We start from the raw sequence: 15049 nt of genomic DNA on the forward strand, positions 1-15049 counted from the left end.
TCCTACCTTGCTGTTACGGTCACATAAACGGTATCCTGATACCGACCCGCGCGTTGATACTTCACATCATCCACGACGATACCCATATCAAAACGTCGCTTGCCTGAGTAACTTTGCTGGTAGCTGCGTTGGTAGGTGGTGGTCGCGGGAAAACGGTTGCCATCAAAAAGGATCTCATACGCAATACGACTGCTACTGTCTTGCTGATGTACTAACGCACGGTCCTCCGAATAAATCGATACGTCGTAAAGACTGTTACTAAACACTTTTAATCGCCAATCGGCACGCGGCCCGTCATTAAGGCTGCCTAAATCTACTTGGTAGTGGCCGCCATGACCGCGCACCGAATCACTGTGCGACCGAGCGACTTCAATACTGACAACGGCAGGCATGTAAAACCCAAGATCGACCACTTTGTCCATTAATGTACGATGACCATCCTTTGATTGAACCACCAGGGCAGCGGCGTAGGCGCCTGCCGTGATCACGCGGTGCGCGTCAATACGTAACCATAGGTTTAAATGCTGATGACCATTGTAATCAACAATCCAAGAACGACGTCCATCGACCGTACGCACGGGCAAAGGCTTGCGGTTAGTGTTCAATAAGGTGGCGTCGAGTTGTACACCTCCTTCACCGATGAGTTTAAAAGGTCCGTTATCCACAGCGCTAAAAATCAAACTATCGATACAAGGACGTCCTTCTCGAAATGCCTGCACTTTTATGGGTAGTAAAATTTCATCGTCAAACCTTACCGAGTTGTATTGATTAACTTGCACATCAAAGTCACCCGTACACTGGTGTGGGTAACGACTATCAGCTTGTGCCACAGCTGATCCCAGAAAAATAAGTACGATTATGAACCTGATCATGGTTGCACCTCGCTTACGGTAATACCCCCCGCGTCAATTAAATTTTCTTCCGCTGCTTTAAAGTTTACTTTTGCTTGATACTTACCTATCACTAACTGGTAAGTACCTGGCGCAATGCCCTCGACCGCAAAACGGCCCCTGCGATTGGTAAATACATCCAACACCAATCCATTTCCAATCAATTCGCCGCGCTCCAAGCTGAGTGGCTGACCCGACTCATCTTGGATATAACCCAAGACTAAATAAGCGGCATCCGAACCCACAGTAATGACGCGTCCAGTCACACTACCACCACTTGAGTCATACAATCCTGGGCCCCAGTTATAACCGAGCGGTGCATTAGGTACATTAACGACAAGGCTGGTTTCACTAAACGGCGCGCCTAATGTCACTAATCCTGCTAAATGCTCTCCCGCGCGAGCCTCAATTTCACCCAAATAATCTGGATTAATCTCGACATCACTATCGGCGAGTGTCTTATGCTTTTTAATCAGCGCGAATGGAGCATCAACAATACTCGACATGCCAAGGCTTCCATCAGCAAAACCGAGCGTTGTACTCAATGAGGTTCGATAGATGTCAAAACGAGCGCCCGACTCGAGTTCTAGTTTTGACGCCGTCAGTTCGCCGCGTATGCGGTTACCGGTATAACTACCGCTGGCGCGAATATCCCGTAGTTGTGGATTATCGATACCATAGATTTCGTAGCCATAGTTGCCCACACGGTTGCGGTTAATGCGACCAAAGCTCGCTTGCGCCTGTTCTCTACGGTGATCGTATTCAACCCTCGTACGCAACTGACTACGTGAATCATAACTATTCCATGAAACGCTCAAAAACACGCCATCTTGCTGCTGCGTTAATGGATCGACAAAGTTACTGCGATAATATTCGGCACTCAGTAACCAGCCGCGACGACGCCAACTGAATCGAAGCGAATCCGTGTTAATTGTTGTGCCATCGACCGCTTCGTAGCGCGACACACTGGCGGTTAAATCAAATTCATCATTGAAGAAATAAGTATAGTCTGCCGTTACTCGACGGTCATCAAATAACGTCAGTGGCTGCGTGGCGACTGTGGGGGCAAACTCAACTCTTTTCTCAAAACTGAAGCGCAGGTTAGGCGAGCTATTATAACCACTTCCCCAGACTGAGAACCCGACATCCACAGACGCTGCATAACCATTAAATTCATCCAACTTAGATTGTGAGCCACGCAATGTAATGACACCGATATCAAAGCCATAGGAGACCGTCGTGCCCACAATATGGCCCAAACTACTAAGTTCGAGGTTCACACCGGCAGTGAAACTATCCGAGAAACCGTAATCGTAATAGCCAGAGAATGTCAGTTCATCCCCATAGTCATATGAAAACTCTTCAAATTCCGATGCATAGCCGAGCTGAAAAGAGAAATCTGAAAGACCTTTGCGTAACAATGCGCCGCTGTAAAAGTTGTCAAAGCGAAATGTCTGTGTGGAGCCGTCCTCAAAAGTCGCAACGACGAGCACTTCATTGGCGCCTGCTGTGAAGGGCAGATCATTTAACTCATAACGACCTGGATTAAATTGTTGTCGTAAGACGGTAAAGCCGTTGACTTGGATCTCAACATCGGCGCTCGACGGTAGATAGAACTGCTGACTGTTGCCTGGACTGATTTCACGACGCGGTTGAAGCTCACGGTAGGCGCGCGAAACACCAATACCCCCCATATTGAGACCGCTGACATGCCCACTCGTAAAGGTAGTCAAATCGCCGAGTTCATAGCGCAATGGCAATTGAGGGTTATCGTGAAATAGTGTGACTTCTCCACGATAGAACTCGTTATTGCCCTCATCGTTTCGATCGGCAAAGGCAGACCAACGCGCGTTCACACCATCGTATCCACCGACGTTTGCCGAACCGAGCCATTCTAGGGCGTAGCGCGTGTCTGAGTCGACAGTCTCCGTCAGTAGGTTAAATCGATTTAAGCTCGCAATAGTCGCAGTGCTATCGGGGATTACGACATAATCCGCAGTACCGTAATTTAACTCAGTTGGACGCAGAGCACTACCCGCTAACTTTGCCGTTAGACTCATATTTTGCGGTGAAAAGTCGATGAAAATCCCACGATCTTGCAGTGCAGTGATGGGGATTAAACTGTCAGGATAAGCCTCTACCCAATGCATGGTGTCGTCATTCAGCATACGGCCCATTGAGCTCAGCAATGACTGTTTCACGACAGCAACGACTTGACCCGCTTGAATGGTCGCTGCAATATCCTTGATATCACGTTCGTTATAACTGACCGGCAGGTCAATGGCATACTGTTGAGATTGAGCAGGTAATGCATAAGCCGAAGCAGACGCACTAACGATCATCAGCCAATTCAATGCGCGCATCTTGGACTCGTCCTTGCTCATTAAGCGACGCCAAAGCTAATCGAATGGTATGCGATGGCATTAAATAGGAAACGGGTAGTAACTCGCGATACATTGTCCATTCAACAGCATGCTCATTACCTGAATCTATAATCAATTGACTGCCATTAAGATTAACCACTTGGTTACCATTGTTAGTAAGCACTAACTGACAACCTATCTCGGCATCATTACACTCGAGTTTCTGTTGTAGGTCCTCAACCCCCTGTTGAGGATTGACGAATAGCAGTGTAGCGAAATTAAACACCATGTTAATTTCAGGTTGGCCATCGGGTTCACTTTTTAGCGGCAATTGCTTAAACACAATTCGGTAAGACTGCGTCTCAGCTAAACGTGGGTCACCAATAAATTGCGCTCGAAAAACTTGATAGGACTGGGCGCCCACTTCAATCTGCGGTGGCAGTACGATAATGTCATCGGTTTCGACTAACTGTTCAACTTGGTTGTCATCGAAGCTTCGTTTGTACACTTCAACTTCAAGCGGCAAGGTGGTGTCGCTCGGATTTGCGACGCGATAAGTCACACGGTTATGACCGCTGGTCGCCTGGATTTCAGCGATCATCGGCTCCACTTCGTAGGCATCTACCAGCACAGCAACCAGTACTAGCAGCCACAACATTGCTTTTTTTAACATGGCTGAACTCATGAGATTATTCGGGAAAATTAAGCCATCGCCCTAAAGCGATGGCTTATATGGAAAAACTCAATTAGTTCGGAGTCACAGTGACAGTGATCGTGTCACTATAGTCACCGGCGCGCTCATAACCTGTAGGTGCAGGAGAGACCTTCAAGGTACGGCGATGGAGGTCACCATTGGTGTTGTTACCGACCATGTTTCCGTTGCCAGTCATTGAATAAGGTGAGGTGAGAGAAACCCCCACTGCTGAACCATGATCCATAGTGTATGGAATGAAGCCGGCTTGTGGATCGTTGTTTAGTGCCAACACACCACCGTTTTGTGAGCTGTAGGTGATGGTAGGCATTGCAGAAGTATTACACCAGAAACCAACACCAAAGCCAGCTGTAGCAACGCCGTCGAGAGCGATAGTTTTTGATGGACCACTGCTGTTATCCACTTTACAGACTTTCTCAACGGTACCGTTGACAGTAAATGACGTGGTATCGGTGTTGCTTAAATCCATTTGTTCAGCGACTGCTGCGGTGGTGGTGAATAGACTAGCAACTAAGAGGGTTTTTACTGAAGTTTTCATTTTGCGAAATTCCTAAGTTCCGCAACCCGGCTATCTTCGTTTTTATTTTTAGAAGACCCGAAGCTTTCCGTCCCCGCCTCACGGAGGGTTTGGCCGACTCAAGTGGCAACCCACTTGAGTCGAAAAAAATAATAGATGAGCGTTTTAGTATTTGCCATAACGATTGCAACGTTTTATTGCAATCGATTGTTAAACCATTGTTTGTTAATAGTTTATTTTGTAAGCATTTTGTAAATACCGCACATCTGCCAACAACGGTTCGCTGATTAACTACCTTTTTTGACGTCGATTTAACACCAAAAATACAACTGGGATTAATACCATCGACACCAACGGCGCCAATACCATCCCACCCACCATCGGAGCGGCAATGCGTTGCATAACGTCATTACCAATACCGGCTCCAAGCATGATAGGTAATAATCCCACAATGATTGTAGATACTGTCATCGCTTTCGGGCGGACGCGTTTTAACGCCCCATCCAGTATTGCCTGTAGCAATTGCGAAGCATCGTTATTACGGGCTTTCCAGGCTTGGTTAAGGTAAAGCAACATGACAATACCAAATTCTGCAGCGACCCCCGCTAAAGCAATCATTCCGACAATTACAGCTAATGATAATTGGTAATCGAGTAAATAAATAAACCAAAGGCTACCTGCTAGCGCCAAAGGTAGGGTCGCGATAACAACTAACGCTTGCGATAGCGAGTTAAAAGCGCCGTAAAGCAGGCAAAGAATGAGTACCAATGTAATTGGAATGATTAGTTGCAAGTCTCGCTCAACCTGTTGCATCGCTTCAAATTGCCCTGTCCAGTTCCAGCTGTAACCGTCAGCGAGCGACAATGATTGAAGAGAAGGTGTCGTTTTTTCAATCAACTCCGAAGTCGTCACGCCCGCCTTCGGCTCAATAAAAATCCAGCTGCTGAGCCGTGCGTTCTCACTTTTTAGCACGGCAGGACCTGCGGTCAGCTGAATATCTGCGATATCACTCAACACTAACCAACGACCAGACTCACTGAAAAAAGGAAGTTGTTTAAGCTTTTCAATGTGATCCCGTGTCGCACGTGGATAACGAATATTGATCGGGAACCGTTGATCACCCTGAATAGATGTTGCTATTTGCTGCCCCCCTATCGCTTGCGAAATAAGTTGTTGTAGCTCATTTTGCGAAACCCCATAGCGAGCCGCTTCCTTTAATTTGGGCGAAATTTCGACATATCGACCAGACTGCGCACGTTCGGCTATGACAGAGCCTGTTGCAGGATGCTGCTTCAGCTGGTTTTCGATTTGCGTCGCAATATGCTGTAGCTGGCTCGGATCAGAGCCGCTGACTTTAATCGCCAAAGGTGTTTTCACCCCCGTTGCTAGCATTTCTATACGAGTTCTAATCGGCATGACCCAAGCATTAGTTACGCCTGGAATTTGTACGTACTGGTCAAGTTCAGCTTTAATATCCTCAATGGTCTTTCCCGCGGGCCATTCCGATTCGGGAGTTAAGGTTATGCTTGTCTCAATCATCGTAAGAGGAGCCGGATCAGTTGCTGTATCCGCTCTGCCAATCTTACCGAATACTCGCTCAACTTGAGGGTGTTGAGCTATCAATTTATCCGTCTGCTGTAACAGTTCAGACGCCTCTTCGACGCTAATGCCAGGCATCGTCGTCGGCATATACATTAAATCCCCTTCATATAAGGGAGGCATCAGTTCATAGCCTAATTTTTGCCAAGGATAGACCGCGCTTGCAGTGATAGCGATGGCAAGTAACACCGTTACTTTAGGCCACTTCAATGACATATTAAGCGCAGGTCGATAGAACCAAACTAATACGCGAGTAATAAAATTACCTTCCTCTGATGGGATTTTACCGCGTATTAAAAAAACGATGAGCACTGGAATCAAAGTGATCGATAACAGCGCTGCACACGCCATCGCAAGCGTTTTAGTATATGCCAATGGTTCAAATAAGCGCCCTTGCTGCCCTTGTAACGCGAATATAGGAAGAAAACTAACGGTAATAATGAGCAACGAAAAGAACAGTGAGCCACCCACTTCGCGACACGCATCGAGTATCACTTTCTGACGTTCAGACGAATCAGGTTGTCGCTGTTGCTTGTCGGTAAATAATTGCAAATGTTTATGCGCATTTTCAATCATTACAATAGCCGCATCGACTAGAGCACCAATGGCTATCGCAATACCACCCAAACTCATTATATTCGCTGTAATTCCCATCAGGTTCATAATCCAAATGGCAATCAACACCGATAACGGTAAACTGATCACGGCGACAAGCGTCGAGCGAGCATGCAACAAGAAGATAAAGCAGATCACGGCGACAAACGCCATCTCTTCAATGAGCTTGCTACTGAGGTTATCAACTGATGCATTGATTAATTCAGAGCGGTCATAGGTCGTTACGACCTCGATGCCTTCGGGAAGACCTTGAGCAAGCTGTTTTAATTGAGCCTTTACGCGGTTAATCGTCTTTAACGCATTACTGTCATAGCGCATAACAATAATGCCCCCCACCACTTCACCCTGCCCACCTAAATCGGCCACGCCTCTTCGTAATTCAGGTCCCACTCGAATATGTGCAACGTCCCCTAAGGTAACAACACCATCATTTGAGGAAGCTGGGCCAATCGGTAGCCTCTGAAAATCTTCGATAGATTGTAAGTAACCGAATCCACGCACCATGTATTCGGCCTCAGCCATTTCAATAACTGAGCCACCGACCTCTGAATTAGCATTTCGAATCGCTGCTGTGACATCCCCTAGGCTGATTTGATAGCGTTGCAGTTGCGTCGGATCAACGACCACTTGGTATGTCTCAACCATCCCCCCCACTCGGGCTACCTCAGCTACACCTTTAACACTCTGCAATCCTTGCTTTAAGTACCAGTTTTGGATTCGCGTTAACTCGCCTAAGTCATGCGTATTTGTTCGGTCCACCAGTGCATATTGATAAATCCAGCCGACACCGGACGCATCCGGTCCCAGCATCGGTTGAACTCCTGTTGGCAACTGTGCCTGTGCCTGATTCAAATACTCGAGTACTCGACTTCGTGCCCAGTAGGGGTCTGTGCCCTCCTCAAATACGATATAAATATATGAGTCGCCGAAAAATGAAAAGCCACGCACTGACTTCGTGTTAGGGACGGACAATAAAGTACTCGACAAGGGGTACGTTACTTGCTCTTCAACCACCGCAGGGGCTTGACCTGGGTAGCTGGTCTTCACGACAACCTGGACGTCCGATAGATCGGGAATCGCATCGAGTTGCGTATCGCGTAACGATTGAAGACTGACGAGTGCTATCGCCGCGGCGAGTAACAGCACAAGCCAACGATGTCGTAAACTGAGTCCTATCAGAAAGTTAATCATGCGCGCCTCCATGCTGATGCTGATTCATCGGCATCACTGCTGACTGCTCGGGCAACAGGCCCCTTAAAGACGCCTCAGAGTCGAGCATGAACTGGCCATTAGTGACCACCTCTTCTCCCGCTTCGAGTCCACTTAATATCTGGACTTCATCACCCACCATTTGACCGACTTTCACCGCCCTTACAGTGAATTCATGGTCACTGCTTTTAACCACAACTCGGTTTTGCTTAGCAACTTGAATCAAGCTTGAGACAGGCACCACCAGCGTTGCGGGAAGTTTTGGTAGCTCAACATGAGCATTTAACCAACTACCGACCGCGAGGGTGTCACTTGATACGCTGAGCGGCACTCGGGCGCGAAGCGTTTGTGATGCCTCGTCTATCTCTGGATAAACGTAATCAACATGCCCCATCCAGTGACCTTGCACAGTGTTTGAAGCGATATGCACCATCTGCCCCGACTTAATCAGCGCACTATACCGCTGTGGTATATCAAGCATGAGCCAAAGTGACTGTTCACCACTGATGGTCATAACTGACTGTTCTGGCACGATATACATACCTTCTTGAATATTGAGCGCACTCACAAAACCCGACTGAGGTGCAAAGTAATCAACCGTGTAGCGCGTTTCTTTTGTTCGCTCTAATCGTTCAATTTGTTCGTCGGTCATACCGAGTAATTTGAGCCGCTTGCGACCACGGTTTTTAAAACTCGTTTGCTTTTCAGCTGAGCCAACTTGTTGCAGAGAATCAAGTAACTGCAAATAGTCATCTTGAGCGACAACTAAATCTGGCGCATAGACTTGATAAAGCGGGTCGCCTTTATTAACAGCCTCTCCCTCGACGTCCACATACAGCTTCTCAACCCATCCTTTCGCGCGTGGATGAATATGAATCTGTTCATTTTCAGCCCATTGCAGTTTCCCTTGCACACTCAGTTCAGGTTGAAGCGACTTTCGGGTCACCGAAGTCGTTGTCACGCCAATCGCCTGCTGTTGAGCGGCGGGTATTTCAAATAATGGCGATGTTATCGGACTTTGCTTGGCATGGTTCATATTCATATCCATGCTTTGGCTTTCCTTTAGCACCAAATCCATGCCACAAATAGGACACTTACCTGGTTCGTGTTGAGTGACTTCACTGTGCATTGGGCACACATAAACCGGCTCTTGTGCAGAGACAAACGGGGTTAATAGGATCAAAACGATCCATAAAATACGAGTATTCATGTTTCCACCTAATTAAAAAAACCAACGCTATTTTATTTAAAGTTGGTTAAGCCTTAGGTGGGCGCAGAATACCTTCGGAGGCATCAAGTAACTGGGCGATGGGTGCTGCAAAAACACCTTGGTAAGCGGTTACTTGAATATTGGAAGAGATAGAAAGAAGTCCCGCATGCGCGAAACAATGCTGTGTGCAATTATCGCAGGCGTGTGTGTCCTGCTCACAGTCGGATGAAGATGCGTGACGCTCAGCACTAGGCTGAGCGTCACCAGAGTCGCAGCAATCATGATGCGTCATCGCTGTTGTCATCGGCATGGCTTGAGCGTGAGTAGCGGGTAATACCCCACTCACGATTGTCAGAGCCATACATAGCAACAATACGATAGTTCTCATAACTGTATACGACTACCTATCCTCAAGTTATTACCAAATGGTAACACGGTTCTCTGGTGCCACGTAAAGCTCATCACCAGGCTTCACGTCAAAGGCTTCATAGAACGCAGGTACGTTGACGACAGTTCCGTTTACACGGTATTCGGCCGGCGAATGCGGATCGCTCAACACTTGTTGACGAATCGCATCTTCACGATACTTGCCACGCCATACTTGTGCCCAGCCGATGAATACACGCTGAGGACCTGTAAAGCCATCCATCACAGGCGCTTGTTCGCCGTCGAGCGATTTCATGTAAGCTTTATATGCGATAGTTAATCCTGCAAGGTCACCAATGTTTTCACCCAGCGTCAGATCACCGTTGATGTTCACACCTTCGATAGGCTCATAAGCGCTGTACTGCGCTGACAATGCTTTACCCCGTTTATCAAAGGCTTCACGGTCGGCATCAGTCCACCAGCTGTTCAAGTTACCTTCACCATCATATTTAGACCCTTGGTCATCAAAACCATGGCCCATTTCGTGGCCGATAACGGCACCGATGCCGCCATAGTTAACAGCCATCTCAGCATTCATATCAAAGAATGGAGGCTGCAAGATACCCGCTGGGAAAACGATCTCGTTACGCACCGGGCTGTAATAAGCGTTAACCGTTTGTGGTGTCATGCCCCAGTCTTCTTCATCGACTGGACCGCCGATTTTCTCGATTTCTTCGTTGTAATTGAACTCAGCGTACGCTTTGTAGTTACCAACGAGGTCAGTCGAAGAAATATCTAAATCTGAGTAGTCACGCCACTCGTTTGGATAGCCTACTTTTGGATCGAACTTGGCGAGCTTTTCCAACGCTTTTTCTTTAGTTTCGTCGGTCATCCAATCTAAGCCTTGGATTGAATCTGCGTAAGCAGCACGCAAGTTTTCAATCAAGCCTTCCATCTTCTCTTTAGCTTCGGGCGGGAAGTATTCTTTGACGTATACCTGCCCTAACACTTCGCCTAACACGCTGTTAGTCGCATCCACGCCACGCTTCCAGCGCGGCTCTTGCTCTGGAATGCCACGTAACGTAGTACCATAGAATGCAAAACGGCGATCGGAGAAGTCTTCACTTAAGATTGAAGCGGCATCGTTGATCACTTTAAACGATAAATAGTCCTTCCACGTCTGCAGATCGACATCCGTGAACATCTCACCGAGTTTCTCGAAATACGATGGTTGACTGACAATCATGTTGTCGACATCGTTCAAGTCAGCGGCTTTCAAATAACGCGCAAAGTCAAAGCTACCAAGCAATTCATCGACTTCGCTTGCCGTCATTTTGTTGTAAGTTTTGTCAGCGTTACGGCTTTCAACACGCGTCCACTGTGCTTCGGCTAATTTTGTTTCCAGCTCTAGCACACGTTCCGCCGCCGCTTTTGCATTGTCAACGCCAGCCATTTCCATCACATCGCTGATGTACTCAACATACGCGGTACGGAACTCTTTAAATTTGTCTTCGTCGCTTAAGTAGTACTCACGATCCGGCAAGCCAAGACCACTTTGCGATACATACATCGCGTTAGTTTGTGGGTCTTTTGCATCCGGATAAACGTAGAAGCCGAACGGAATTGACGTGCTCATGCGGCTCATGTGTGCGAAGTATTCAGCAACGGACTCGTAGCTATCAAGCGCGTTGATCGACTCAAGATCCGACTGGATTGGCTTGGCACCGAGCTCATTCAACGTCTCAACGTCCATATACGCGTTGAAGAAATCACCCACTTTACGTTCGTTAGTGCCTGCAGCCGCATTCATGTTGGCTGATTTCTCAATAATATTGTGTAGACGCTCTTGGTTGCGTTCACGCAAGTCAAAGAAAGAACCGACGGACGAGCGATCGTCAGGAATTTCGGTTTTTTCCATCCACGCGCCATTGACGTACTGATTTAGGTCATCTTGAGGACGCGCGCTTTTATCAAAGTTCTCTAGCACGATACCCGAGCTTAATTGCTGTTCTTGTTGTTTCTCGGCTGCGGGCTTCTGTTGGCTAGACTGTTCCGATTGCGCTTCTTGTTGCGGCGAACATGCGCCTAAAGCAAGTGCCATAGAGACACTCAGAGCAACGGTAGTTAATTTATTCATTGGTTGTCACCTGTTATTTAGTTTTTGTCGACTCATATCTACAAGTTCGAACAAATTAGCGCAAAATTAGGCGACAAGTAAAGAAAAACGGCAACATTCGCGATGAATGTTGCCGTTTTGCTGATAATTTACCGTAAACGAAAAGTTACTTTTTCTTTTTCGCTTTCGGGTTAGGCATATCAGTGATTGAACCTTCTTGAATTTCAGCAGCTAAGCCAACTGATTCATGTAAGGTTGGGTGAGCATGAACGGTTAATGCGATATCTTCTGCATCACAACCCATTTCGATCGCTAAGCAAACTTCGCCTAACAACTCACCTGCGTTAGAACCACACATTGCACCACCGATGATACGGTTGTTCTTATCAAAGATAAGCTTAGTCATACCTTGCTGAGCATTTGAGGCGATAGCACGACCTGATGCAGACCATGGGAAGGTTACTGCCTCGTATTCGATACCTTTTTCTTTCGCTTCTTTCTCTGTTACACCGGCCCATGCTACTTCTGGATCGGTATACATGATCGAAGGAATTACCTTCGGCTCGAAGAAGTGTTTCTTGCCTGCAATCACTTCGGCCGCTACGTGCGACTCGTGAACGGCTTTGTGCGCTAACATCGGCTGACCAACGATATCGCCGATCGCGAAGATGTTGTCCACGTTAGTACGCATTTGGCTGTCCACTTCGATGAAGCCTTGCTCGGTGACTTTAACGCCCGCTTTATCAGCGTCGATCTTCTTACCATTCGGCGCACGGCCGACTGCGGTCAATACCACGTCATATTTAACGGGTTTCTCTGGTGCACCTTTGCCTTCAAAGGTCACGTAGATACCGTCTTTCTTCGCTTCAACTTTAGTCGCTTTAGTGCTTAGCATGACGTTTTCAAAACGTCCTTTCACTTGCTTGTTGAAGCTCTTCATGATGTCTGCATCAGCAGGCGGTACCAATTGGTCCGTCATTTCAACAACATCAACTTTAGAACCCAGCGAGCTGTATACCTGGCCCATTTCTAGAGCGATGATACCACCACCTAGAAGAAGCATTTTTTCAGGGATTTCTTTCAGCTCCAGTGCATCGGTAGAGTCCCAAATACGCTCATCATCATGTGGGATGAAAGGCAATTTGATAGGTTGTGAACCGGCTGCGATGATTGCGTTTTCAAACTCAATCTCGGTGTTGCCGTCTTCACCTTCTACATTCAAAGTGTTGCTGCTCGTGAATTTGCCGTAACCGTTGACGACTTTCACTTTACGCATTTTAGACATTTGACCTAAACCGCCAGTCAATTGACCCACGACTTTTTCTTTGTGCTTACGGATCTTGTCTAAATCGATTTTAGGCTCGCCAAATTCGACGCCCTCGTTCGCCAATACTTTGGCATCTTCAATGTGCTTTGCTAAATGCAACAAAGCTTTTGAAGGGATACAGCCTACGTTCAAACAAACACCCCCTAAGGTGCTGTAACGTTCAACTAGAACCGTTTCTAAACCAAGGTCAGCGGCACGGAATGCTGCTGAATAGCCACCTGGGCCAGAACCTAACACTACTACCTGTGCTTTAATTTTGTCGCTCATGATAACCCCTTGTTATTCACGGCGGGTTGAGCTACCCACCGAGGTCCGTCAACGCTAAATGTGCGGTTATTGTAACGCCATTTAGATCGTATTTCTCGGTAAAATTGGTGCTTAAAGCACCAATTTACGAATATCACCTAAAACTTGGCTCAAATACGCTGTGAAACGCGCTGCATCTGCACCATCGATCACGCGGTGATCGTAAGACAGACACAATGGCAACATGAGTTTAGGTTCAAACTCTTTACCGTTCCACTTCGGCTTCATCTCATTACGCGATACGCCTAAGATAGCCACTTCTGGTGCATTAACGATAGGTGTGAAGGCTGTACCACCGATACCACCTAAGCTTGAGATTGAGAAACACCCGCCTTGCATATCGGCTGCTTTCAACTTGCCGTCACGCGCACGCGCACTGACATCAACAAGCTCTTCTGACAGCTCGTAAATGCCTTTCTTATCGACATCACGGATGACCGGTACAACGAGACCGTTCGGCGTGTCCACCGCAATACCGATGTGCACGTATTTCTTCATGATTAAGGCTTCACCCGACTCTGACAACGATGAGTTGAAATTCGGGAATTCACGCAATGCTTTCGCACAGGCCTTCATGATGAAGACCAATGGCGTGATCTTAAAGCCCAGGTCTTGCTTCTTAGCGACTTCGTTTTCCGATTTACGGAACCGCTCAAGTTCAGTGATATCCGCTTCATCAAACTGCGTCACGTGTGGGATAGTCACCCAGTTACGATGCAGGTTAGGACCTGACTTGCGCTGAATGCGCGATAACTGAACTTCTTCCACTTCACCGAATTTGCTGAAGTCGACTTTAGGTCCATCAATTACTTGCAGACCACCACCGCCTTGGGACGTTTGTCCAGCGACTGCCTTCGGACGTGACAACTCGTACTTAACGTACTCTTGCACATCTTCTTTGAGGATACGGCTCTTAGGCCCAGTCCCTTTGACTTGCGATAGGTCGACGCCGAATTCACGTGCAACACGACGCACGGCCGGTGATGCATGAATCGGTGAACCATCTTTACGCTCGGTCGGATGATCCGGCACAGGCGGCTGACGTTCGCTGGTCGGCGTAGAGTTCGACTTAGCGGACTCTTTGTCGTCGCTCTCAGACTTCGAGGGTGCTTGCTCAGCCTTATCTTCGGATTTCGATGCTGATTTAGACTCGTCTTTGGTTGAGCTCGAACTACCGCCACTGCGCGTGACTTTCAACTTCGCGATCTTAGAACCTTGCGATACTTTATCGCCGACTTTGACCAGCATTTCTTCCACTTCGCCATCTTCGGGGCATGGCACATCCATGGTGGCTTTGTCAGTTTCTAAGGTAATCAAGCCATCTTCTTTTTCGACCGAATCACCTTTGTTGACCAAGATCTCGATAATTTCGACATCTTCTTCATCGCCAATATCAGGGACTTCTACGTCAATGACTTCGCTCTCGCCACCACTGGCTGCTTCCTGCTGCTGGTCATCCTGTGCATCGTCATCGTCGTCCGAAGCGTCAGAAGATGAGCCGTCAGAAGAGGATTCTTCAGCCGTATCTTCGGCTTTGTCATCATCGCTGTCGTCCGCTTCTTCATCGGCGCTGTCATCACTCGCCGCTTCGATGATAGCGAGGACGTCACCTTCTTTAATGGTGTCGCCTTCTTTTACTTTTAACTCGACGATTTTCCCGCCCTCAGAGGCGGGAATATCCATAGAAGCTTTGTCACTCTCGACTGTGACAACACCATCTTCTTTCTCGATGGTGTCGCCTGCGCTGACGAGGATCTCAATGACTTCGACTTCTTCTCCGCCCACGTCGGGGACTTTGAGTTCAATCTTATCCGCCATA

The 15049-nt window shown here is 47.6% G+C and carries 10 protein-coding genes and 1 riboswitch; all 10 genes read right to left on the reverse strand.

Annotated features, from left to right (window positions below):
- Nucleotides 1-2 precede the first annotated feature (2 nt).
- The 10 genes from AWU56_RS00605 to aceF all read right to left on the reverse strand — a co-directional run bounded on the left by AWU56_RS00605 (nt 3) and on the right by aceF (nt 15048).
- A complete protein-coding gene (locus AWU56_RS00605; protein ID WP_286681482.1) occupies nt 3-872 on the reverse strand; it encodes a hypothetical protein in 870 nt (289 codons plus the stop codon).
- A complete protein-coding gene (locus tag AWU56_RS00610) occupies nt 869-3253 on the reverse strand; it encodes a fimbria/pilus outer membrane usher protein (protein ID WP_286681483.1) in 2385 nt (794 codons plus the stop codon). The genes AWU56_RS00605 and AWU56_RS00610 overlap by 4 nt, the downstream gene beginning before the upstream one ends.
- Complete coding sequence (locus AWU56_RS00615) at nt 3222-3926, reverse strand: fimbria/pilus periplasmic chaperone (protein ID WP_286681484.1); 705 nt, start codon at nt 3924-3926, stop codon at nt 3222-3224. Before AWU56_RS00615 ends, AWU56_RS00610 begins: the two co-directional genes overlap by 32 nt.
- 73 nt (nt 3927-3999) lie before the next feature.
- Nucleotides 4000-4503 carry a Csu type fimbrial protein gene (locus tag AWU56_RS00620; RefSeq protein WP_006956728.1) on the reverse strand — a complete coding sequence of 168 codons (504 nt, stop codon included), beginning with the start codon at nt 4501-4503 and terminating at the stop codon, nt 4000-4002.
- A 17-nt stretch (nt 4504-4520) separates the two neighbouring features.
- Nucleotides 4521-4607: riboswitch (cyclic di-GMP riboswitch) on the reverse strand.
- A gap of 166 nt (nt 4608-4773) precedes the next feature.
- Entirely contained in the window at nt 4774-7887 is a 3114-nt protein-coding gene (locus tag AWU56_RS00625; protein WP_286681485.1) for an efflux RND transporter permease subunit, read from the reverse strand.
- Nucleotides 7880-9115, reverse strand: a complete 1236-nt coding sequence (locus AWU56_RS00630) for an efflux RND transporter periplasmic adaptor subunit (RefSeq protein ID WP_006956734.1) — start codon at nt 9113-9115, stop codon at nt 7880-7882. Before AWU56_RS00630 ends, AWU56_RS00625 begins: the two co-directional genes overlap by 8 nt.
- A gap of 46 nt (nt 9116-9161) precedes the next feature.
- Nucleotides 9162-9476 carry a hypothetical protein gene (locus tag AWU56_RS00635; protein WP_286681486.1) on the reverse strand — a complete coding sequence of 105 codons (315 nt, stop codon included), beginning with the start codon at nt 9474-9476 and terminating at the stop codon, nt 9162-9164.
- A 57-nt stretch (nt 9477-9533) separates the two neighbouring features.
- On the reverse strand, nt 9534-11618 hold the full coding sequence (locus AWU56_RS00640) for a M13 family metallopeptidase (protein ID WP_006956737.1): 2085 nt from the start codon (nt 11616-11618) through the stop codon (nt 9534-9536).
- A gap of 145 nt (nt 11619-11763) precedes the next feature.
- Nucleotides 11764-13191 carry a dihydrolipoyl dehydrogenase gene (gene lpdA / locus AWU56_RS00645; RefSeq protein ID WP_071463103.1) on the reverse strand — a complete coding sequence of 476 codons (1428 nt, stop codon included), beginning with the start codon at nt 13189-13191 and terminating at the stop codon, nt 11764-11766.
- A gap of 111 nt (nt 13192-13302) precedes the next feature.
- Nucleotides 13303-15048, reverse strand: coding sequence for a dihydrolipoyllysine-residue acetyltransferase (gene aceF, locus AWU56_RS00650; protein WP_286681487.1), 1746 nt, complete (start codon nt 15046-15048; stop codon nt 13303-13305).
- Between the last annotated feature and the right edge of the window lies 1 nt (nt 15049).

Source organism: Idiomarina sp. T82-3, assembly GCF_001577655.1.
Taxonomy (GTDB): Bacteria; Pseudomonadota; Gammaproteobacteria; order Enterobacterales; family Alteromonadaceae; genus Idiomarina; species Idiomarina baltica.

What these genes read in the sequence shown, in the direction of transcription:
- AWU56_RS00620 (WP_006956728.1), bottom strand. Translation starts at nt 4,503, where the DNA reads ATGAAAACTTCAGTAAAAACCCTCTTAGTTGCTAGTCTATTCACCACC.
- aceF (WP_286681487.1), bottom strand. Translation starts at nt 15,048, where the DNA reads ATGGCGGATAAGATTGAACTCAAAGTCCCCGACGTGGGCGGAGAAGAA.
- AWU56_RS00630 (WP_006956734.1), bottom strand. Translation starts at nt 9,115, where the DNA reads ATGAATACTCGTATTTTATGGATCGTTTTGATCCTATTAACCCCGTTT.
- AWU56_RS00605 (WP_286681482.1), bottom strand. Translation starts at nt 872, where the DNA reads ATGATCAGGTTCATAATCGTACTTATTTTTCTGGGATCAGCTGTGGCA.
- AWU56_RS00635 (WP_286681486.1), bottom strand. Translation starts at nt 9,476, where the DNA reads ATGGCTCTGACAATCGTGAGTGGGGTATTACCCGCTACTCACGCTCAA.
- AWU56_RS00610 (WP_286681483.1), bottom strand. Translation starts at nt 3,253, where the DNA reads ATGCGCGCATTGAATTGGCTGATGATCGTTAGTGCGTCTGCTTCGGCT.
- AWU56_RS00615 (WP_286681484.1), bottom strand. Translation starts at nt 3,926, where the DNA reads ATGTTAAAAAAAGCAATGTTGTGGCTGCTAGTACTGGTTGCTGTGCTG.
- AWU56_RS00625 (WP_286681485.1), bottom strand. Translation starts at nt 7,887, where the DNA reads ATGATTAACTTTCTGATAGGACTCAGTTTACGACATCGTTGGCTTGTG.
- lpdA (WP_071463103.1), bottom strand. Translation starts at nt 13,191, where the DNA reads ATGAGCGACAAAATTAAAGCACAGGTAGTAGTGTTAGGTTCTGGCCCA.
- AWU56_RS00640 (WP_006956737.1), bottom strand. Translation starts at nt 11,618, where the DNA reads ATGAATAAATTAACTACCGTTGCTCTGAGTGTCTCTATGGCACTTGCT.